The 19,745-nt window shown below is 59.6% G+C and carries 19 protein-coding genes and 1 pseudogene; 7 read left to right on the top strand and 13 right to left on the bottom strand.

Annotated elements, in window-relative coordinates; all coding sequences use genetic code 11:
* Together ASD60_RS11875 and ASD60_RS11870 are read left to right on the top strand one after the other, a co-directional pair.
* A pseudogene (locus ASD60_RS11875) lies at nt 1-879 on the top strand (serine/threonine-protein kinase); the annotation flags it as partial.
* 120 nt (nt 880-999) lie between these two features.
* Nucleotides 1,000-1,377 (top strand): hypothetical protein, encoded by a 378-nt coding sequence (locus ASD60_RS11870; protein ID WP_056854182.1) that lies wholly within the window; start codon nt 1,000-1,002, stop codon nt 1,375-1,377.
* A gap of 324 nt (nt 1,378-1,701) precedes the next feature.
* Here ASD60_RS11870 and ASD60_RS11865 read toward each other — a convergent pair whose 3' ends face one another.
* Entirely contained in the window at nt 1,702-2,583 is an 882-nt protein-coding gene (locus ASD60_RS11865) for an alpha/beta fold hydrolase (RefSeq protein WP_056854181.1), read from the bottom strand.
* Between the two features lie 130 nt (nt 2,584-2,713).
* Between ASD60_RS11865 and ASD60_RS11860 the strand changes: the two genes are divergently transcribed.
* Nucleotides 2,714-3,298: a CGNR zinc finger domain-containing protein gene (locus ASD60_RS11860; protein WP_056854180.1), complete on the top strand. Its 585-nt coding sequence runs from the start codon at nt 2,714-2,716 to the stop codon at nt 3,296-3,298.
* A 119-nt stretch (nt 3,299-3,417) separates the two neighbouring features.
* On the opposite strand, the gene ASD60_RS11855 is transcribed toward ASD60_RS11860, so the two are convergent.
* The 6 genes from ASD60_RS11855 to exbB form a co-directional block, all read right to left on the bottom strand.
* A complete protein-coding gene (locus tag ASD60_RS11855; protein WP_056854179.1) occupies nt 3,418-4,818 on the bottom strand; it encodes an aminoacyl-tRNA deacylase and HDOD domain-containing protein in 1,401 nt (466 codons plus the stop codon).
* Between the two features lie 78 nt (nt 4,819-4,896).
* Complete coding sequence (gene recG, locus ASD60_RS11850; protein ID WP_056854178.1) at nt 4,897-6,972, bottom strand: ATP-dependent DNA helicase RecG; 2,076 nt, start codon at nt 6,970-6,972, stop codon at nt 4,897-4,899.
* Between the two features lie 9 nt (nt 6,973-6,981).
* Nucleotides 6,982-7,911: a hydrogen peroxide-inducible genes activator gene (locus ASD60_RS11845; RefSeq protein WP_056854177.1), complete on the bottom strand. Its 930-nt coding sequence runs from the start codon at nt 7,909-7,911 to the stop codon at nt 6,982-6,984.
* A 176-nt stretch (nt 7,912-8,087) separates the two neighbouring features.
* Nucleotides 8,088-8,837, bottom strand: a complete 750-nt coding sequence (locus tag ASD60_RS11840; RefSeq protein ID WP_056854176.1) for an energy transducer TonB family protein — start codon at nt 8,835-8,837, stop codon at nt 8,088-8,090.
* Nucleotides 8,834-9,262 carry a TonB system transport protein ExbD gene (exbD, locus tag ASD60_RS11835; RefSeq protein ID WP_056854175.1) on the bottom strand — a complete coding sequence of 143 codons (429 nt, stop codon included), beginning with the start codon at nt 9,260-9,262 and terminating at the stop codon, nt 8,834-8,836. The genes ASD60_RS11840 and exbD overlap by 4 nt, the downstream gene beginning before the upstream one ends.
* Before the next feature lie 6 nt (nt 9,263-9,268).
* Nucleotides 9,269-10,231, bottom strand: a complete 963-nt coding sequence (exbB, locus tag ASD60_RS11830) for a tonB-system energizer ExbB (RefSeq protein ID WP_056854174.1) — start codon at nt 10,229-10,231, stop codon at nt 9,269-9,271.
* Nucleotides 10,232-10,421: 190 nt separating this feature from the next.
* On the opposite strand from exbB, the gene ASD60_RS11825 reads away from it, so the two are divergent.
* Nucleotides 10,422-11,279, top strand: coding sequence for an SDR family oxidoreductase (locus ASD60_RS11825; protein ID WP_056854173.1), 858 nt, complete (start codon nt 10,422-10,424; stop codon nt 11,277-11,279).
* A gap of 134 nt (nt 11,280-11,413) precedes the next feature.
* On the opposite strand, the gene ASD60_RS11820 is transcribed toward ASD60_RS11825, so the two are convergent.
* The 6 genes from ASD60_RS11820 to ASD60_RS11795 form a co-directional block, all read right to left on the bottom strand.
* Entirely contained in the window at nt 11,414-12,154 is a 741-nt protein-coding gene (locus tag ASD60_RS11820; RefSeq protein ID WP_056854172.1) for a hypothetical protein, read from the bottom strand.
* A gap of 67 nt (nt 12,155-12,221) precedes the next feature.
* On the bottom strand, nt 12,222-12,602 hold the full coding sequence (locus tag ASD60_RS11815; RefSeq protein WP_003229509.1) for a RidA family protein: 381 nt from the start codon (nt 12,600-12,602) through the stop codon (nt 12,222-12,224).
* A 36-nt stretch (nt 12,603-12,638) separates the two neighbouring features.
* Complete coding sequence (gene spoT, locus ASD60_RS11810) at nt 12,639-14,744, bottom strand: bifunctional GTP diphosphokinase/guanosine-3',5'-bis pyrophosphate 3'-pyrophosphohydrolase (protein WP_056854171.1); 2,106 nt, start codon at nt 14,742-14,744, stop codon at nt 12,639-12,641.
* Nucleotides 14,745-14,801: 57 nt separating this feature from the next.
* Nucleotides 14,802-15,065 (bottom strand): DNA-directed RNA polymerase subunit omega, encoded by a 264-nt coding sequence (rpoZ, locus tag ASD60_RS11805; RefSeq protein ID WP_007921129.1) that lies wholly within the window; start codon nt 15,063-15,065, stop codon nt 14,802-14,804.
* Between the two features lie 167 nt (nt 15,066-15,232).
* The gene (gene gmk, locus ASD60_RS11800) at nt 15,233-15,853 is read right to left on the bottom strand and encodes a guanylate kinase (protein ID WP_056854170.1); all 621 of its coding nucleotides are present in this window, start codon (nt 15,851-15,853) and stop codon (nt 15,233-15,235) included.
* A gap of 12 nt (nt 15,854-15,865) precedes the next feature.
* Nucleotides 15,866-16,729 carry a YicC/YloC family endoribonuclease gene (locus tag ASD60_RS11795; protein ID WP_056854169.1) on the bottom strand — a complete coding sequence of 288 codons (864 nt, stop codon included), beginning with the start codon at nt 16,727-16,729 and terminating at the stop codon, nt 15,866-15,868.
* Nucleotides 16,730-16,996: 267 nt separating this feature from the next.
* Here ASD60_RS11795 and rph point away from each other — a divergent pair, with 267 nt between their 5' ends.
* The 3 genes from rph to gltS all read left to right on the top strand — a co-directional run bounded on the left by rph (nt 16,997) and on the right by gltS (nt 19,650).
* Nucleotides 16,997-17,719, top strand: coding sequence for a ribonuclease PH (rph, locus tag ASD60_RS11790; protein ID WP_047535109.1), 723 nt, complete (start codon nt 16,997-16,999; stop codon nt 17,717-17,719).
* Between the two features lie 28 nt (nt 17,720-17,747).
* Nucleotides 17,748-18,116 carry a DUF4870 domain-containing protein gene (locus tag ASD60_RS11785; protein ID WP_056854168.1) on the top strand — a complete coding sequence of 123 codons (369 nt, stop codon included), beginning with the start codon at nt 17,748-17,750 and terminating at the stop codon, nt 18,114-18,116.
* Nucleotides 18,117-18,441: 325 nt separating this feature from the next.
* On the top strand, nt 18,442-19,650 hold the full coding sequence (gene gltS, locus ASD60_RS11780; RefSeq protein ID WP_056854167.1) for a sodium/glutamate symporter: 1,209 nt from the start codon (nt 18,442-18,444) through the stop codon (nt 19,648-19,650).
* Nucleotides 19,651-19,745: the final 95 nt, after the last annotated feature.

Raw genomic sequence — 19,745 nt, 5'->3', positions numbered from 1 at the left:
CTGGGCGGGCGATATTACCTCGAACGTCTGATCGGTGCCGGCGGGATGGGGGTGGTGTATCGCGCACGGGATTTGTTGCAGGAACAGTTCGGTGATCCCGAGCCCCATGTCGCGCTGAAAATGCTCAGCGATGAATATGCCGATTGCCTGGACGCCAGTGCCCTGCTTTTCAGTGAGTTTGCCCTGACCCGGCGTGTGCAACACCCCAATGTGCCCCGTTTGTTCAGTTTCGAGGTGGATACCCGGCAAAAAAGGGCTTTCATTACGATGGAGCTGATGCGTGGCCTGACCCTTGATAAATTGCTTTGCGAGCGCCCCTTGGGATTGCCGTGGTCAGAGCTGCAAGGCATCGCGCTTCAATTGCTTGATGCATTAGCCCATGCCCACAGTCGTGGCGTGCTTCACGGTGATATCAAGCCGAGCAATGTGATGCTCAGCGAGGAAGGCGTTCGGTTATTCGATTTCGGTTTGGGGTTGGCCGAGGAGGGTATATTGCCCGGTCTACCAAAACTGAGCCGTCATTGCTTGCATGCCTGGACCCTTGGTTATGCTGCCCCGGAATTGCTGGATGGCTCACCACTGACGGTCAGCGCCGACGTCTACTCGGTGGCGTGCGTGATCTATGAACTGGCATGTGGCAAGCACCCTTTGCGTCGAGTGCCTTCAAATCAAGCCCGTGATGCGGGTTTGAAAATCGAGCCTCTGAGTACCAGGCATCTGCCCAGACAGTGTTGGACCTCCCTGAAAACAGCATTGGATCTCGACCCTTCGCAACGCCCTCTATCGGTGTCTCAACTGCGACAGGCCTTTGCTGGTGCCCGTGATTCAACGTTTTTACCGGCGTGGAGAGGAAAGTTTTTCAAAGGGTTCCGCCAATGACTTGGTAGTCATCAACGCCAAAAATAGGGCGATCTTCTTGCAATTCATCGCGATAGTGGCGTTATCACTCGAAATCGCTACACTGCGCCAGCCGTTCATTTTTTCTTTTGAGGCTTGCGCATGAAATTTCGTTTTCTGCTGTGGATGATGGGTTTGTTGATGGGCAAGGCCAGCCGAACCAATCCTGCGTTTCAGCAGCAGTTGGGTGACAAGGAACTGGTGTTTCAACTACAGACCCTGGACGGGAAAGTGGCGCGGCATTTCCGCGTGAAGGACCAGCGCATCACCAGCCAATCGGGTGTGCACGCCGAGCCTGCTTTCGCCATTGCCTTCAAAGACGCTGCTTACGGCTTCGCCACGATGCAAGCGAAAAACAAGCAGTTGGCGTTCATGACAGGTATTCAGGACAAGTCGATCCAGATCAAGGGCAACCCGGCGCTGGTGATCTGGTTTCAGGGGCTGACCAAGTATTTGAGGCCGAAGAAGGCGAAGGCTTGAAGGCACAAGGTCTTGAGGTCTTGCGGGTAGCTCCAGCGAGAAATATGCGTGAGGGTAGTCCGAGCGCCTGGTCCATCCATCGGTGTTCGAACTGAACAATCGCTCGCATCAGTGCGAGCCGTGGACATGACGCGAGCACGATCAAAGCCGCCGTTGACCAGAGACTGATATCGGCCAGAAGCCGACTATCGTGAGAGGGGGCGGCTGTTACAGGTCTGCCGAATTAATATGCTCACTGTAATACGTTTCGTTTGATCCCACAGTCATGCATTGGACAACAGACACTGCCGACGCCCACCACGGTGCGCGTCGACAGTCCACATCTCAATTGATGTGGTTGCCCACTACTTCAACAATTCGCTGAGCGATATGTTTGACATGGGTCTCTAGCGCAAAGTGACCCGTATCCAGCAACTCCACCACCGCATTCGGATTGTCGCGCGTGTAGGCCTCAGCCCCTGGCGGAATGAAGAACGGGTCGCCCTTGCCCCAGATCGCCAACGTCGGCAACTTTGTATCGCGGAAGAACTGTTGAAACGCCGGATACAGCTTCAGGTTGTTCTGGTAGTCGTAGAACAGGTCCAACTGAATGTCTTTGTTACCCGGCCGTTCCAGCAACAGCGCGTCCAGATAGTAAGCCTCGGGGGCGATGAGATCCGGATTGCTCACCCCTTCCACGTACTGCCAGCGGGTGCCTTCCAGATGCAGGATGGCATCGTTGATCACCTGCCGATTGGTCGGCGACGGGTCTGCCCAATACTTGCGGATCGGTGCCCAAGCCTCCCCCAGACCTTCGAGATAGGCATTGCCGTTCTGCGAAACAATCGCGCTCACCCGCTCCGGATAGGCCAGTGCCAGGCGCAGGCCGGTAGGCGCGCCGTAGTCGAAGAAGTACATCGCATAACGATTGAGTTCCAGCACATCGACAAACTGGCGAATCGTCTCGCCGATGGCATCGAAGGTGTAGCGGTAATTGCGCTGCGCCGGAACCTCGGTGAAGCCGAATCCCGGCAGATCCGGCGCGATCAGCCGGTACTTGTCCGCCAGCAGCGGGATCAGGTCGCGGAACTGGTGCGACGAGCTGGGGAATCCGTGCAACAGCAGCAGCACTGGTGCATCCGGAGCGCCCGCTTCTCGGTAGAAAACCTCGACGCCATCGGCTTCGACGGATTTGTAGGCAACCTGGATATGTTGAGACACGGTCATGGCTTTGCCCTCATGTAACTTGTCAAATTGAATTTTACCGGTTGCCCGAATGTATTCTGCACAAGGCATGTAACTAGTCAAATAATTTTTATAGGTTACAATCTGCGCATCGGCTCAACCGGACATTGTCATGACCGCCTCCCCCATCGAACCGCCCACACCCCTGATACTGGCCGACCATCCGGCGCTGGACCTGTTGAACACACAAATGATGGTCGACGGTCAGCGCCGCGATCTGCTGACCAGCGATGCCGACGCGGCGCAGTGGCTGGAGCAGATCGGCTTCGGACCGGCGGATGAGATGGTGGTGGGTGACGGGCAATTGCTCGCCCGATTGCGCACGTTGCGCGACTGCATCGAAGACCTGCTCGCCGCTCGCCGGGAGAATCGCGTGGCGGACCCGTCGGCACTCAATACCTTTCTGCTGCAAGCGGTGCCGCAACTGGTCTGGGAGGAAGCGGGCGTCCCGCTGCTCGATCGCTTCCGACAGGCTGACGCCACTAACCAACGCCTTGGCCGCCTGGCCTACACCGCCGCCGAGCTGCTGGCCGAAGGTGATTTCAGCCTCGTGCGCAAATGCGAAAGCGCGGACTGTTCATTGATGTTTTACGACCGCACTAAGTCGCACAAACGACGCTGGTGCAGCATGGCGCTGTGCGGAAACCGGCATAAGGTCGCCGAGTTCCGCAAGCGGCGTCAGGGGGGAGCGGACTGAAGTTGGCGAGGCTGTCCGATCAGTGCAGATGCTGTCCGACCCATTGGGCAACGGTGAAGACTGTCGCTCCCACAGGCACTGCGCAAATCCTGTGGGCGCGTGGCTTGCCCCCGTAGCTTTTAAGGCTGGGAAAATTGCGAGGCCAGTTCGCGCAGCAGCACTTCGGCTTCGAGGACTTTGCTGACCACGTCGTTGGCCTTGTCGCGGCTCAGGCCGAGGCGTTCGAGCAGGGCTTCGGGGATGTCTTCGTCGGGGCCGGAGCCGATGCCGCGGCTGCGCAGCAGGCGTACTGCCAGGCACACCAGGTTCGGGTACTCGGCGTAGTTGCCGTCGTAGGCCGGGTCGTGCTGGAAGCGTAGCGCGGTGGCCAGTTCTTCGGGCATGTCCCAATAGCGCATCAGCCACGAGCCGATCTGTTCACGGCTGATGCCCAGCAGGTGTTGTTCGATGTAGCTGTGGCACAGGTGCGGGTTGACCTCCAGGTGACGGCAGATCAGCGAAAAGTGCGGCGGGAACACGTGGGCCAGCAGTAGGTAGCCGAAGTTGTGCAGCAGGCCGGCCAGGTAGGTCAGGCCGGCTTCCGGGCGCTGGGCGCGTGGCATGGCGCGGGTCAGGCCTTCGATGACGGCGGCGGTGTAGATCGATTGCTGCCAGTACGGCGTGCTGTGTTGCGGACGATCTTTGGGCAGGCTCAGGGTTTTGCCCAGGGCCAGGCCCAGCGCCAGGTTGATCACCAGATCGAAACCCAGTACCCGGACGATGGCGTCTTCTACCGAACGAATCTTGCCCGGCGAGGCGTAGTACGGCGAGGCCGCCCAGCTCACGACTTGCGCGGCCAGTGCCGGGTCGGTTTCGACCACGCCGGTGATGTCGTCGATGGTGGCGTTGGGGTCGACGCGCAGCTTGATGATTTTTTGCGCGGTTTCGGCCAGTGGCGGAATTTCGATGGTCGCTTCCAGGCGTTGCTGGATGCGTCGCGCGGTGAACGCTTGAACGGCCTGGGTGATTTCCTCGCGGTCATCGTCGGGGCGGTCGAGGTTCGGGCGGATGCTGGTCAGCGCTTCGCCGAAGTTGGCGGCGCTGGCTTTGCTGAGCATGGATTTGAACGCTTCGCTGGAGATCTCCAGCAACACGCCCGGCTCGCCGGAATTGACCAGCAGGCTCGGCTCACGCAGCAAGCTTTCTTCGTACAGGCAGGGCGAGGTAGTCAGTGATGGCAGGCCTGGCAGCAGGCTCAGGCTGTGTTTGCCGAGCATTTTTTCCAGGCGCTCAGTCGGTACGGCCGTGAGGCGGCGACCGGTGAGTTCGGTAAGGCGATTGAGGTCGAGCAACTGATTTTGCGCAAACAGCACCATCAGCGTGCCAACGGCGTCATCGAGCAGGACGGCTTGCACCTTGCGCGCCGGATTCAGGCCGTGATGGTCCAGGACCTCTTCATAGGCAATGCCCAGCTTGCCTAGCAGCATCCGTATAACCGACGGTGCGTGCGGAAGTTCGGGAGCGAGGGCTGCGTCGGTCATGGTCTGGATCCAGTTCAAAACAATTGCAGGAGTATAACCAGCTCTGTAGGAACGAGCTGATAGAAACTGCGACGGTGCTCACACTTGGCCGTATTGCTGCCCGTGACGCAGCCAGCGGTCGAGGAGCGGGCTGACATGGTCGGGCCAGCGTTCCAGCAGGGCTTGAGCGGCATCGCGCACCGCGGGTAGCAAGTCGGCATCGCGCATCAGGTCGGCGACCTTGAATTGCAGCAGGCCCGTCTGCCGCGTGCCGAGCATTTCGCCAGGCCCGCGCAGTTCGAGGTCTTTTTCGGCGATGACAAAGCCGTCGTTGGTTTCGCGCATGATGCCCAGGCGCTGGCGCCCGATCTGTGACAGCGGCGGATGGTAGAGCAAAACACAATGGCTGGCCGCGCTGCCTCGGCCCACGCGGCCGCGCAATTGGTGCAGTTGTGCAAGGCCCAGGCGCTCAGGGTTTTCGATGATCATCAGGCTGGCGTTGGGCACGTCCACGCCGACTTCGATAACGGTAGTGGCCACCAGCAGTTGCAGGTTGCCGGCCTTGAACTCGGCCATCACTGCGGCTTTTTCCAGCGGCTTCATGCGGCCGTGAATCAAGCCGACCTTCAGCTCACCGAGCGCGGCAGTCAGGTCCTCGTAGGTGGTTTCAGCGGCTTGGCAGGTCAGCTCTTCGGATTCTTCGATCAGCGTGCACACCCAATAGGCCTGACGCCCTTCGGCACAAGCGCTGCGCACCCGTTCGATGACTTCGACGCGGCGGGTATCGGTGATCAATACGGTGTTGACCGGAGTTCGACCGGGCGGCAATTCGTCGAGGATCGAAGTGTCGAGGTCGGCGTAGGCGCTCATGGCCAGCGTGCGCGGGATCGGCGTGGCGGTCATGATCAATTGATGCGGGCACATCCGCCCGCCGACGCCTTTCTGCCGCAAGGCAAGGCGCTGTTGTACGCCGAAGCGGTGTTGCTCGTCGATGATCACTAGCGCCAGGTTCTTGAACTGCACTTCGTCCTGAAACAGGGCGTGAGTGCCGACCACCATCGGCGCGCCATTGGCGATTTGTTCCAGCGCGGCGACGCGGTTTTTGCCCTTGAGCTTGCCGGCCAGCCATGCGACTTCGATGCCCAGCGGTTCGAGCCAGCGCTTGAAGGTGATGAAGTGTTGCTCGGCAAGAATCTCGGTGGGCGCCATCAACGCGACCTGATAACCCGCTTCCAGGGCTTGCAGCGCAGCGAGGGCGGCGACCACGGTTTTACCCGCGCCGACGTCACCCTGAATCAGCCGCAACATCGGCTCGTGCTGACTGAGGTCGTAGGCGATTTCGTTGCCGACCCGCTGCTGCGCGCCGGTGGGATTGAAGCCGAGGTTGGCCAGGTATCTGGCGGGCAGCCGGGTGGCTTTGGGCATCGCTGGCGCTCGCAGCGCACGCATGCTTTCGCGCAGACGTTGCTGGGACAGTTGATGGGTCAGCAGTTCTTCAAAGGCCAGGCGGTGCTGCGCCCAGTGATGACCGAGGGCGAGTTCGTCGACATCGGCATCGGCCGGTGGGTTGTGCAGGTAGCGGATCGCGTCGGCCAGTGGCGCCAGTTGATAGTCCCGGGCCAGTTCGTTGGGCAGCCAGTCGGGCAGGCTGCTGGGGCCGAGCAAGGTCAGGGTTTGCATGCACAGTTGACGCAAACGTTGCTGCGTCAGGCCCTCGGTGAGCGGGTAGACCGGCGTGAGTGTCTCGTCCACGGGCGGCGGTTCGTCGCCGGTGATGGCGCGGTACTCCGGGTGATAAATTTCCAGTCCCGATGCGCCGGGGCGTGCTTCGCCGTAACAGCGAACCCGAGTACCGCGTTTAAGGCCTTCTTTTTGCGCATTGCTGAAATGGTAGAAGCGCAGGCTGAGCCCACCGGTGCCGTCCTGCAGGCGCACCACCAGGCTGCGACGGCGGCCCATGACCACGTCGGCGCCGCTCACGGTGCCTTCGACCACCGCATCCTGGCCCGGGCGCAATGCACCGATCGGCACCACGCGGGTGCGATCCTGGTAGCGCAACGGCAGGTGAAACAGCACGTCCTGAAGATTCTCCAGACCGACCTTGGCCAGCTTTTCGGCCATGGCTTCACCGACACCCTTGAGTGCCGTCACCGACACTTGCGACAACTCGGTCATGGCGTTGGCTTAACCGGCCGTTACCGGTGCAGCGGGTTTAGCCACCGAGCACAGGCGAATGGAGTCAGCGAGAATCTCGATGGCCTTCGGACGCGGGAAGCTCGCGCGCCAGGCAATGGCCACGGTGCGGAAAGGCACCGGAGCTGACAGCGGTCGAACTTCGATCACCCCGGGGGCGTAGTGGTGACTGTCGACTGCCGACAACGGCAGGATCGAGATGCCGAGACCGGATGCAACCATGTGACGGATGGTTTCCAGCGAGCTGGATTCGACCGTGGTGTGCTTGGCACCGTCGTTGCCCTTGGTCAGGGTCGGGCAGGCCTCCAGCACTTGATCACGGAAGCAGTGGCCTTCACCGAGCAGCAGCAGGCTCTTGTCGTTGAGCAGGCTGGCGTCGATGGATTCTTTTTGCGTCCATGGGTGCTGGGCCGGCATCAAGACATAAAACGGTTCGTCATAAAGCTGCAACGTCAGCACGTCGGCTTCGCTGAACGGCAACGCGATGATGATCGCGTCGAGTTCGCCGTTGCGCAGCTTGTCGCGCAGGACGTGGGTGAAATTTTCTTCGATGTACAACGGCATCTGCGGGGCGACCCGGTGCAGTTGCGGGATCAGGTGCGGGAACAGGTATGGGCCAACGGTGTAGATCGCACCGACTTTCAACGGCGCGGTCAGCTGGTTTTTGCCGGCTTGTGCCAGTTCGCGAATGCCCTGGGCTTGTTCCAGTACCTTTTGGGCCTGAGCCACAATGCCTTCGCCAACCGGGGTCAGGCGCACGGCGCTTTTGCTGCGCTCGAAAATCAGCACACCGAGTTCGTCTTCAAGCTTTTTCACGCCCACCGACAGGGTCGGTTGGCTGACGTGGCAACGCTCGGCCGCGTGGCCGAAGTGCTGCTCTTGGGCGAGGGTAACGATGTAGCGTAATTCTGTAAGAGTCATAGCAAGCGTCCATGAAGTTGCGAGCCAAGCATACCGGCTGCAATCGATAGACGCACGTTATCAGACAGTATGTGCTGAGTGACACCGGGCAATGCGTGTTTGCCGTTTCCAGATATGCAAAAGGCACCTTTCGGTGCCTTGCAGGCTGGTTTGAGCCGATGAGCGCGGGGAAACGTTTACCGTCGACGCTTTTCCAGCGAATAAACAAACGGTGCAACGATTTCGATGGAGCCGTTGTTCAGCATGTCGGCCGGTGGTTTGGGCAGCGGCTGGGCGCGGCGGATCATGTCCAGGGTAGCCCGGTCCAGATCGGCGTTACCGGAGCGGCCCACCAGTTCGAACGACAACACATTACCTTCGGCATCCACGACGAAACGCAGACGGTTCAAGCCCTCCTTGCCCCGCGACTGCGCACTGGCCGGGTACTTCTTGTACTTGGCCAAATGTGCGAGCAGCGTGCCTTCCCAGCTGGCCTTGGCCGCCACTTGTGCCGGTGACGGACCGGGCGCCGGCTGAGCGGATTTCTCCGTGGGTGCCTGGGTCGGTTGCGTGTCGCTCGGTTTTTCTTCGGACGGTTTTTCCTTCGGCGGCTCTGGCTTTTTCTCCACCGGCTTGGGTGGTTTCGGCTTGGGCTTGGGCGGCTTGGGCTTGGGTACCGCAATCTCGGCTTTGGGCGCTTCGGCCAGCTTCGGGATGGGCAGTTCTTCCACCGGTGCTGGTGGCTGTGGCGGCGTTATCACCTTTGGCGGTGCCGGCGGTGGCGGGGCAGGAACCGGCGCCAGCTCGACCATCATTGCCTGCGGCGGCAGTTCGATGGGCGGGCGGGCGGTCCAGTTCAGCGCCAGAGCGATGGCCAGCGCGTGAACACCCAGCACGATGGCCAGGCTACCGCTGTAACGCGTCAACTTATGGCGCGTCTCGATCATTTTTTGGCTGCCGTCTCGAGTCCGACCAGGCCGACCTTCAGATAACCGGCCGAGCGAAGGTTGTCCATTACGCTCATCAGATCACCGTAATCCACGCCTTTATCGGCCTGGAAGAAGATCGTCGTGTCTTTCTTGCCTTGGGTCTTGGCGTCGAGGGTGGCGCCAAGGGCATCGGCTTTCACTTCGTCGTCGCCGAGGAACAGCCGTTGGTCGGCCTTGACGCTGAGGAACACCGGTTTCTCGGGCCGCGGCGCCGGTTTGGCGGTGGAGGCGGGCAGGTCGACCTTGATGTCCACGGTCGCCAGCGGCGCCGCCACCATGAAGATGATCAACAGCACCAGCATCACGTCGATGAACGGCGTGACGTTGATTTCGTGGTTTTCGGCCAGATCGTCGTCTGCGCCTTCTTTCAAATGCAGGCCCATGGCCGATTACCCCACTTTCACCATGTGCGGATGCGAACTGCGCTCAGGCTGGTGATCGAGGTCGCGGCTGACCAGCAGCAGGACTTCTGCCGAAGCGTCGGACACCTGCGCCTTGTAACCGGCGATGGAGCGCGCAAACACGTTGTAGATCACCACCGCAGGAATCGCAGCGACCAGGCCCAGAGCGGTCGCCAGCAAGGCTTCGGCGATGCCGGGAGCCACGACGGCGAGGTTGGTGGTCTGGGTTTTAGCGATACCGATGAAGCTGTTCATGATGCCCCACACCGTACCGAACAGGCCGACAAACGGAGCGGTGGAACCGATGGTGGCAAGAACGCCGGTGCCGCTGCTCATGTTGCGGCCGCAAGCTGCTACCAGACGCTCAAGGCGGAAGCTGACGCGTTCCTTGATGCCTTCTTTCTCGCGGCTGCTGGCCGACAGATGCATTTCTTCCAGGGCATCATGGACCAACAGGTTGGCGAGGGTGCCCGGCTTGGTCGCAGAGGCGCTGGCTTCTTTGAGTGTGGTGGCTTTTTTCAGGTGGGCGATTTCGCTGCGCAGACGACGCTTGGCGCCCATCAGCTCAAAGCCTTTGGCAATCCAGATGGTCCAGGTAATGATCGACGCGATGGCCAGGCCAATCATCACAAGCTTCACGATGATGTCGGCGTTTTGGTACATGCCCCATGGCGACAGGTCATGCGCCATGCCCAGGCTGTTGTCGGCTTCGAGGACTTCAGGGACGTTTTCGCCGAGCGCTTGCGAAGCGGCTGCTGGCTGGGCCGGGTCGATCGCGACAGGCGCGGCGTTTTCGGCTGGGGTGGATGCGGCGGCGGCCGGGGTGGCAGGCGCTTGTGCGTCTGCGAAGGCGGCGGTCGGCGCCAGCATCAGGCTGAGCAGCACGGCGGCCACTGCGCTCCAGGCGCGAGGTCGTTTGGTTGGCGAAGCGGGGAGTTGATTGCGTGTCATGCTGGCCGGACCTGAGAGAGAAAAACGGGTTATGTTCTTCCAGGCCTCGAAGGGCCGAGAACAAAAGTGGCCTGCATTATTGCAAGTAATTCTTGTTAACAAAAGTAATAGAGTATCTTTTTTTCCTTCATTGCTAGCCGCTCGTCCATTGCCGAGGCTAGTCTGTGCGTTTCCAAGGGGAGTTTTTCTGATGTCCGCGCCTTCTGTTTTAATCGCCGGTTGCGGTGATGTCGGCAGCCGTCTCGCCACGCAACTGCTGGCTGGCGGGTGGGAGGTCCATGGGTTGCGGCGTGACGTTTCGCGCTTGCCCGAGGGGGTCATCGGCGTTGCCGGCGACCTGTTCAATAAGGACTGCCCGCAGACCTGGCCGGTCGGTGCGGTGGATTACGTGGTCTATTGCGCAGCCGCCACCGATCACGATGAAGCGGGTTATCGCGCCGCGTATATCCAGGGCTTGCAGCATGTATTGGAGTGGCTCGACGATTATGGGCAGGTGCCCAATCGCCTGTTGTTCGTGTCCAGCAGCAGTGTCTACGGCCAGCAGGGGGGCGAATGGGTCGACGAGACTTCGCCGGCCATCGCGGCTGGTTACTCTGGGCGAGTGATGCTCGAAGCCGAACAGATCGCGCTCAACAGCGGCATTCCAGCCAGCATCGTGCGTTTGACCGGTATTTACGGTCCGGGCCGTGAATGGCTGCTGACTCAGGTCCGCCGCGGGTACCGGGTGGCGGTCGATCCTCCGCTGTATGGCAACCGGATTCATGCCGATGACGCCGCTGGGTTGATGGCGTGCCTGCTTGAGGCGGATCGGCGCGGGGTGAAGCTGGATGACGTCTACATCGGTGTCGATGACGCGCCAGCGGCGTTGGCGGATGTCGTGGGCTGGTTGCGCGAGTATCTGGGTGTGACCGAATGGGCCGATGATGCCAGCGTGCGGCGCACGGGCAGCAAGCGCTGCAGCAATGCACGGGCGAAAGCGTTGGGCTGGACGCCAAAGTATCCGAGCTTTCGTGAAGGTTATGCAGCCATTCTTGAAGGCCGCAGCTGACGTTCAGTCACCCGAAAACCTGTAGGAGCCGGCTTGCTGGCGATAGCAGTATCAGATTCAAAGCAGATGTTGAATTTGAAGGCCCTATCGCCAGCACGCCGGCTCCTACAAGCGGGTGGCTTTCAATGGGTTGCTTATTGTTTCTCGAGCAACCACTTGCGATCACCCGGTGTGAACTGGGGCATTTCATCCGCCTGCGCGGTGTTCACGGTCTGGAAGATTTCCAGGTCTTTGCCTTTGCGGGCAAAGATCCAGGCATTTCCCTGGCCGTTGAGTTGCAGCCACATGTTGTCGTTGCCGCCGCTCATCGATGCGCAATCACCCGCCAGACACAGGGCATAGCGGTCACTCCCTGGCAGGCCGGTCACTTGGCCGTCGGCCTGGAACTGTACGGTATTGCCTTCACCGGGGCCGCTGACGACTTTCCAGCTGCCGCCCATGTAGGCTGAATACAGCGCGCGTTCAAAGCTGGCGCCGATCGGAGCGCCATCCGGTACCGGAATCGACGCACGGTCGAAGACCTGGGCCGGTTCGTTTTCGCTGGCGGCCTGGCTCAATTGTTTGCCGTCGCGCTTGAGCTCGCTACCGGAGCTGCCATAAAAGTCGATTTTCCAGGCGCCGGACTCTTCGCCGAGCAGCTTGCCGTCGACATTTTCAAAACCATTGGTGTAGCGGGCCTGGCCGGCCTTGGTGTTGACGTCCCATTCCAGGTTCGGGCCATAGGCCTGGAGCGCTTCACGCAGGGGAACGCCTTTGGATGCAGCGTCAATCGCCACCTGGTTGATCCAGGTGCCGCTGATATCACGGTCGGCAGGGTCGCTGGCACATCCGCCCAGGAACAGGGCGAGCAGCGAAAGAGCAAGCGCTTTGCGCATGGGTGGAATCCTTTCAAGCTTCTTTACAGCAGAGCCGTTGGCGCAGCCATAGGCTGCGCCGCACGCATTACTCGATGACCAGGATGGCATCCATTTCAACCTGCGAACCCTTGGGCAGGGCTGCCACGCCGATAGCGGCGCGAGCTGGGTACGGTTGGTCGAAGTATTTGCCCATGATCTCGTTGACCTTGGCGAAGTGGCTCAGGTCGGTGAGGAAGATGTTCAGTTTGACGATGTCCTTGAACGAACCGCCGGCGGCTTCAGCCACGGCCTTGAGATTCTCGAACACCTGGACGGTCTGGGCTTCGAAGCCTTCAACCAGTTCCATGGTCTTTGGGTCCAGTGGAATCTGACCGGACATGTAAACGGTGTTGCCTGCCTTGATCGCCTGGGAGTAAGTACCGATGGCGGCCGGGGCCTTGTCGCTGGTGATAACGGTCTTGGTCATTGATGACTCCTTGTAAGAGGTGGCTACGTTTGCGCGCTATGCACGCATGCGGGTGATGCGAATCACCCCGGTGAGGGCACGCAGTTTCTTGATCACGCGGGCCAGGTGTACACGGTCGTGCACGCTGACCACCAACTGGACCACGCTGATACGACCATCGCGTTCGTCCATGCTGATTTTCTCGATGTTGCCGTCGGCCGCGTTGACGCTGCTGGCCAGCAGCGCGATCAGGCCACGCTGGTGTTCCAGCTCCACGCGCAGCTCGACGTTGAATTCGCCGGTGACGTCTTTGGCCCATGACAGCTGGATGCATTTTTCCGGGTTATGACGGATTTCGCTGATGTTGCGGCAGTTGTCCAGGTGCACGACCATGCCTTTGCCTGCGGACAGGTGGCCGACAATCGGGTCGCCCGGGATTGGCGTACAGCATTTGGCATAGCTGAGTACCAACCCTTCGGTGCCACGAATTGCCAGCGGACCTTCCGGGCTTGGCAACTGTTCGCCTTCGCCGAGCAGTCGACGAGCCACCACATAAGCCATGCGATTGCCCAGGCCAATGTCTTCCAGCAAGTCTTCGATCAGTTCCTGGCGGTATTCAACCAGCATCGCCTTGACCCGCTCGGCCGGGATTTTCTCCAGCGAGCTGTCGAAACCGTTGAGGACCTTGTTCAGCAGGCGTTCGCCCAGGCTGATGGATTCGGAGCGACGTTGCAGCTTGAGCGCATGGCGGATGTGTGTCCGCGCCTTGCCGGTGACCACGAAATTGAGCCACGCCGGATTCGGCCGCGCGCCGGGCGCGCTGACGATCTCGACCGTGGAGCCGCTTTGCAGCGGTTCGGACAGCGGCGCGAGACGACGATTGATCCGGCAGGCAATGCAACTGTTGCCGACATCGGTGTGCACCGCGTAAGCGAAATCGACCGCCGTGGAGCCTTTGGGCAGCTCCATGATCCGGCCTTTGGGCGTGAACACGTAGACCTCGTCCGGGAACAGGTCGATCTTCACGCTTTCGATGAATTCCAGCGAATTGCCCGCACGCTGCTGCATTTCCAGCACGCCTTTGACCCACTGGCGAGCGCGGGCGTGCGTGCCTTTTGGCTGCTCGTCGCCGCTGGATTTATACAGCCAATGGGCGGCGATTCCGTTGTTGGCCATTTCTTCCATTTCGCGGGTGCGGATCTGGATCTCGATCGGTACGCCGTGCATGCCGAACAGTGTGGTGTGCAGCGATTGGTAGCCGTTGGCCTTGGGAATCGCGATGTAGTCCTTGAAGCGACCCGGCAGCGGTTTGTACAAATTATGTACAGCACCCAGCACGCGGTAGCAGGTATCGACCTTGTCGACGATGATCCGGAACGCATAGACGTCCATGATCTCGTTGAAGGCCCGACGCTTGCCGCGCATTTTCTTGTAGATGCCGTAGAGGTGTTTCTGGCGACCGCTGACCTCGCCCTGAATGCCGTCGACGGCCAGGCAATGGCTGAGGGACTCTTCGATCTTGTTGACGATTTCCTTGCGGTTGCCCCGGGCGCGTTTGACGGCCTGGTAGATCCGCGCGGAACGCATCGGGTGCATGGCCTTGAAGCCGAGGTCTTCGAATTCTATGCGGATGGCGTGCATGCCCAGCCGGTTGGCGATGGGCGCATAGATCTCCAGGGTTTCCTTGGCGATGCGCCGGCGTTTTTCGCCGGACAGCACTTCCAGCGTGCGCATGTTGTGCAGGCGGTCGGCCAGCTTGACCAGGATCACGCGAATGTCACGCGCCATGGCCATGGCCATTTTCTGGAAGTTTTCGGCCTGGGCTTCGGCTTTGGTCTCGAAGTTCATCTGGGTCAGTTTGCTGACCCCGTCGACCAGTTCGGCCACGGTTTCGCCGAACTGCGCTTGCAGCGCTTCCTTGGCGATACCGGTGTCTTCGATCACGTCATGCAGCATGGCCGCCATCAGGCTCTGATGGTCCATGTGCATGTCGGCAAGAATATTGGCCACGGCAAGAGGATGCGTGACATACGCCTCGCCGCTACGTCGGCGTTGGCCGTCGTGGGCTTGTTCGGCGTAGAAATACGCTCGGCGGACCAGGTTGACCTGGTCTTTGCCGAGGTAGGTCGATAAGCGATCGGCGAGGGCGTCTATGCTCGGCATGATGTCTCCTGCCGTAAGCTGTGATCCCGCGCCGTGCTACGTCGACCAGGCATAGGCTTAGACGGCCTCGTTGGACTCGTCCTCGAATGCAGCAAAAAGCGGTTCATCTTCAACGATTTCGGCTTCAGCGATAGCTGCGTAGTCGATCAGGCCTTCAGCGATTTCACGCAGGGCGACGACGGTAGGCTTGTCGTTTTCCCAGGCTACTTTCGGCTCTTTGCCGCCGGTGGCCAGTTGACGGGCACGCTTGGTAGAGAGCATGACCAGCTCAAAGCGGTTATCCACGTGTTCTAGGCAGTCTTCAACGGTTACGCGGGCCATGGTCTTCCTCGTAGCAAATGCAATATGCGCGCTGCCCGGATGGGCGAGCGGACTCAACAGTTTAAAAAATCACCAGCGATTAGGGAAGCGCTGATTTTTTGATCAAGCCCTTCAACGCGCTGCAAGTGCCAATGTAAAGCCCTTGCAGCGGTTTTGGGAAGTGCTCTTTAACCGAGCAATTCAGCCAGCAATTTGCCGTGGCGCTGTTGCTGACGCTTCTGAATCAGCTGATTGGCGCGAAAAATCGCCTTCAGATCGTGCAGTGCGTGGGCGAAATCGTCGTTGATGATCAGGTAGTCATAGTCGACATAGTGGCTCATCTCGCTGACGGCTTCGCGCATCCGGCCATCGATGATTTCGTCGCTGTCCTGGCCACGATTGGTCAGGCGCTGATGCAGGGCTTCAAGTGACGGCGGCAAGATGAAAATCGAACGGGCCTGAGGCATCAGCTTGCGCACTTGCTCGGCGCCTTGCCAGTCGATTTCCAGAATCAGGTCGTGCCCTTCGTCCAGGGTCTGCTGCAAGTGGCTCTGCGAGGTCCCGTAGAGATTGCCGAATACTTCGGCGCGCTCGAGGAAATCCCCGTGTTCGATCATCTTCACGAACTCGCTGCGCTCGACGAAGTGATAGTTCACGCCGTTCACTTCACCGGGGCGCATGGCGCGGGTGGTGTGCGAGACCGAAACGCGAATTTCCGGATCGGCGTCGGTCAGGGCCTTGACCAGGCTGCTTTTGCCCGCGCCCGATGGGGCGGAAATGATGTAGAGGGTGCCGGTGCTGTGGGTCATGTCGGGGTTGCCTTACTCAATATTCTGCACTTGTTCACGCATCTGCTCGATCAACACTTTCAGGTTGACCGCCGCTTGGGTGCTGCGCGGGTCGAAGGCTTTGGAGCCCAGGGTGTTGGCTTCGCGGTTGAGCTCCTGCATCAGGAAGTCCAGGCGCCGACCGGCGGCGCCGCCAGACTTGAGTACACGACGAACTTCGATGATGTGAGTGCTCAGGCGATCCAGTTCTTCGGCGACGTCGCTTTTCTGCGCGAGCATGACCATTTCCTGCTCCAGACGCTGTGGGTCCATCTCGGCCTTCATGTCGGCGAAACGATCAAGCACTTTCTGGCGCTGGGTGGCGAGCATTTGCGGAACCAGTTCACGCAGGGTCACCACGTCTTCTTCAATGGACGTCAGGCGCTCATTGATCAGCCGTGCCAGCTCCGCGCCCTCTCGCTCGCGTCCGGCCTTGAGCTCTTTCAGGCCCTGGTTGAACAGCGCCAGTGCCTGGGCATTCAAGGCTTGCGGGTCGGTGGCGTCACCTACAAGTACGCCGGGCCAGGCCAGGACTTCCAGCGGGTTCAGTGCTGCCGGGTTCTTGATCAGGCTGGCAACGGTCTCGGCGGCGGCGACCAGTTGTGCGGCGCGTGCCTGGTCGACTTGCAGCGGTTTGCCGGTGTTTTCTTCGGTGAAGCGCAGGGTGCATTCGAGCTTGCCCCGGGATACACCTTGGCGCAGGGCTTCACGGACGGCACCTTCGAGGTCGCGAAAGGACTCCGGCAGGCGCAGGTGGGGTTCCAGGTAGCGGCTGTTGACCGAGCGCAGTTCCCAGCTCAGGGTGCCTTGGACGCCGGCGCTTTCGACGCGGGCGAAGGCGGTCATGCTGTGCACCATGGAGGTACCTCGCAGTGCAGATCGGCGCGGAACTGATGTTCAGGCAATCCGATATCAATGAATTAAAGCCGACTGGCAGCAAAGGCGCAGGATTGTAGCGCAGTGGCGCCAATGCGCCCAAACACACGGAGTGACAATCGGCTGCAGGTCGTCGGGCACGGGCTGTTCAGAGCCTTCGCTCGTCCGAGTAATTTTTTAGAAGTGCCCAGGCGTGGCTGGCGGCTCTATAATGCTTCGCAGTTTTCCGTCCCCGTACAGGTATCCCTTATGAAACGTCCAAGTGGTCGCGCTGCCGATCAGCTCCGCTCGATCCGCATTACCCGCAACTACACCAAACATGCCGAGGGATCTGTACTGGTCGAGTTCGGTGATACCAAGGTCATCTGCACCGTCAGCGTCGAAAACGGCGTGCCTCGCTTCCTCAAGGGCCAGGGCCAGGGTTGGCTGACCGCCGAGTACGGCATGCTGCCACGCGCCACCGGCGAGCGTAACCAGCGTGAGGCGAGCCGCGGCAAGCAAGGCGGCCGTACCCTGGAAATCCAGCGCTTGATCGGGCGTTCCCTGCGTGCTGCGCTGGACATGTCCAAGCTGGGCGACGTCACCCTTTACGTTGACTGCGATGTGATCCAGGCCGATGGCGGTACTCGCACCGCGTCCATCACCGGCGCCATGGTCGCCCTGGTCGATGCCTTGAAAGTGATCAAGAAGCGCGGCGGCCTCAAAGGCGGCGACCCGCTCAAGCAAATGATCGGTGCGGTGTCGGTCGGCATGTACCAGGGCGAGCCAGTGCTCGACCTTGATTACCTGGAAGATTCGGCGGCAGAGACCGACCTGAACGTGGTGATGACCAGCACTGGCGGGTTCATCGAAGTTCAGGGCACTGCCGAAGGCGCACCGTTCCAGCCGGAAGAATTGAATGCCATGCTGGAACTGGCAAAGAAAGGCATGAACGAGATTTTCGATCTGCAAAAGGCTGCGCTGGCAGACTGATCGGACCGAAGTACACAAGGAGGACGCCATGAGTGAAGAACAACAGCTGCTTCCCACCCCGAGCAAAGAAGTTCGGCAGTGGGCAATGTTTTGTCACTTGTCTGCCTTGTTGGGGATCTGGATTCCGTTCGGCACCCTGATCGGCCCGTTGATTCTCTGGCAGATGAAGCGTGAGATGGACCCGTTCGTCGATGCGCAAGGCAAGGAGGCGCTGAACTTTCAGATCACCGTCGCCATTGCTTCTGCCATTTGTTTCCTGCTGATGGTGGTGATTGTCGGGTTCTTCCTGTTCGGTCTGGTGGCGATAGGTGCGTTGGTACTGACGATTATCGCCGGGGTCAAGGCTAACGAAGGGTTTCCGTATCGGTATCCGTTTACGTGGCGGTTGATCAAGTAAGCCTGTAGATGCTGTTAGCGAAATGCCCCGACTTGTCGGGGCATTTGCGTTTTTATTATCAAGTTACTTGTTCTTGTAATCTGCGCTTACTTCTTTACATGTTTGGTCACAACTGCAAGACATCAGCTCTTCCGGCATCCTTGGCAGTAAGACTTTACGATTGTTAAAGTTGTCGCACGAAATACCTCTAAGAAATATTTCGATATATTCAGGCCATTGACGGATCCTGAAAGTAAAAGCAATCAGCGTTGAAAACAATCAACCTGTTCAATAGGCGTGTCCAGGTAAACAGTTCGCCTCTGAATGAAAACCCAAGATTATCCCAATGGTTCAACTCGATTTTTATGGAACACTTGTCGCCGCTTCCTTGGTTCTTTTGCTGGGGCGCGGGCTCGTCACACGTGTCGGCTTTTTGCGCGCTTACAATATTCCTGAGCCTGTAGCAGGCGGCTTATTGGTAGCCTTGGTTCTTTTGGTATTACGATCGCTCGATATGGAAGTCCGATTTGATACCTCGCTACAAACGCCATTGATGTTGGCGTTTTTCGCCACGATCGGGTTGAGTGCAGACTTCGCCAGCCTGAAAAAAGGCGGACGCATAGTGGGAATGTTTGTATTGGCGGTCACCGGCTTGCTGGTGGTGCAGAACGCCATGGGCATTGGATTGGCAACGGCTTTGGGGCTCGATCCCCTGATGGGGCTGCTGACAGGCTCGGTGACGCTGGCGGGTGGTCACGGTACCGGGGCTGCATGGGGGGCGACGTTCAGTGAGAAGTACGGTCTGGCTTCCGCCTCTGAACTTGCGATGGCCTCCGCGACGTTTGGCTTGGTGCTGGGCGGTTTGATTGGTGGGCCGGTCGCTCGCCTGCTGATCAAACGGACTCAGGTGCCCGGCTGCCGCGAGCAAGACAAGCCGCGGATACCAAAAGGCTTCGAGCAACCGAACAAAGAACGCTCAATCACCCCGTTTTCCTTCATTGAAACACTCGCACTGATCGCGGTCAGCTTACTCGCGGGCAATCTCCTCAATGGCATGCTCCGCGAAACCGCATTTGAGTTGCCGACGTTCGTCTGCGTATTGTTTGTGGGTGTGCTTTTACGAAACGGGCTTTCAGCGTTGGGCTTGTACCAGGTGTTCGAGCGCGAAGTCTCTGTGTTGGGGAATGTCAGTTTGTCGCTGTTCCTGGCGATCGCGCTGATGTCACTCAAGTTGTGGGATCTGGCGGCACTGGCCTTGCCGTTCTTTATAATTCTGGCCGCGCAAACGATGGTCATGGCGCTCTTTGCGATATTCGTAACATTCAGAATCATGGGCAGTAACTACGACGCGGCCGTGCTGGCGGCAGGACATTGCGGCTTTGGACTGGGTGCAACACCAACTGCCATCGCCAACATGCAGGCCGTGACACAGCGCTATGGACCTTCGCAAATAGCGTTTCTGGTTGTGCCGATGGTGGGGGCTTTCTTTATCGACATTATCAATGTCATCGTGATCAAGTTGTATCTGGCGCTGCCGTTTTTCGGCGCTGCTTGAAGTACCGGTCACTGAGCACCGCCATAAAAAATGCCCGTATCCTGCGATACGGGCATTTTTTTATCTTCGAACAACGTCGAACTTCATTGTCAGCG

It is taken from the genome of Pseudomonas sp. Root562 (assembly GCF_001427125.1).
In the GTDB taxonomy this organism is placed as follows: Bacteria; Pseudomonadota; Gammaproteobacteria; order Pseudomonadales; family Pseudomonadaceae; genus Aquipseudomonas.
The sequence above is the reverse complement of the archived record's forward strand: the minus strand, read 5'-3'. Positions and strand labels throughout refer to the sequence as shown.

Bases quoted from the DNA above. Each gene is read 5' to 3' on its own strand.
- ASD60_RS11845 (WP_056854177.1), bottom strand. From the start codon at position 7,911: ATGACTCTTACAGAATTACGCTACATCGTTACCCTCGCCCAAGAGCAG.
- ASD60_RS11825 (WP_056854173.1), top strand. From the start codon at position 10,422: ATGTCCGCGCCTTCTGTTTTAATCGCCGGTTGCGGTGATGTCGGCAGC.
- gmk (WP_056854170.1), bottom strand. From the start codon at position 15,853: ATGACCCACAGCACCGGCACCCTCTACATCATTTCCGCCCCATCGGGC.
- ASD60_RS11840 (WP_056854176.1), bottom strand. From the start codon at position 8,837: ATGATCGAGACGCGCCATAAGTTGACGCGTTACAGCGGTAGCCTGGCC.
- recG (WP_056854178.1), bottom strand. From the start codon at position 6,972: ATGACCGAGTTGTCGCAAGTGTCGGTGACGGCACTCAAGGGTGTCGGT.
- ASD60_RS11820 (WP_056854172.1), bottom strand. From the start codon at position 12,154: ATGCGCAAAGCGCTTGCTCTTTCGCTGCTCGCCCTGTTCCTGGGCGGA.
- gltS (WP_056854167.1), top strand. From the start codon at position 18,442: ATGGTTCAACTCGATTTTTATGGAACACTTGTCGCCGCTTCCTTGGTT.
- spoT (WP_056854171.1), bottom strand. From the start codon at position 14,744: ATGCCGAGCATAGACGCCCTCGCCGATCGCTTATCGACCTACCTCGGC.
- ASD60_RS11860 (WP_056854180.1), top strand. From the start codon at position 2,714: ATGACCGCCTCCCCCATCGAACCGCCCACACCCCTGATACTGGCCGAC.
- ASD60_RS11870 (WP_056854182.1), top strand. From the start codon at position 1,000: ATGAAATTTCGTTTTCTGCTGTGGATGATGGGTTTGTTGATGGGCAAG.
- ASD60_RS11785 (WP_056854168.1), top strand. From the start codon at position 17,748: ATGAGTGAAGAACAACAGCTGCTTCCCACCCCGAGCAAAGAAGTTCGG.
- exbD (WP_056854175.1), bottom strand. From the start codon at position 9,262: ATGGGCCTGCATTTGAAAGAAGGCGCAGACGACGATCTGGCCGAAAAC.
- ASD60_RS11865 (WP_056854181.1), bottom strand. From the start codon at position 2,583: ATGACCGTGTCTCAACATATCCAGGTTGCCTACAAATCCGTCGAAGCC.
- rph (WP_047535109.1), top strand. From the start codon at position 16,997: ATGAAACGTCCAAGTGGTCGCGCTGCCGATCAGCTCCGCTCGATCCGC.
- ASD60_RS11795 (WP_056854169.1), bottom strand. From the start codon at position 16,729: ATGGTGCACAGCATGACCGCCTTCGCCCGCGTCGAAAGCGCCGGCGTC.
- rpoZ (WP_007921129.1), bottom strand. From the start codon at position 15,065: ATGGCCCGCGTAACCGTTGAAGACTGCCTAGAACACGTGGATAACCGC.
- exbB (WP_056854174.1), bottom strand. From the start codon at position 10,231: ATGACACGCAATCAACTCCCCGCTTCGCCAACCAAACGACCTCGCGCC.
- ASD60_RS11815 (WP_003229509.1), bottom strand. From the start codon at position 12,602: ATGACCAAGACCGTTATCACCAGCGACAAGGCCCCGGCCGCCATCGGT.
- ASD60_RS11855 (WP_056854179.1), bottom strand. From the start codon at position 4,818: ATGACCGACGCAGCCCTCGCTCCCGAACTTCCGCACGCACCGTCGGTT.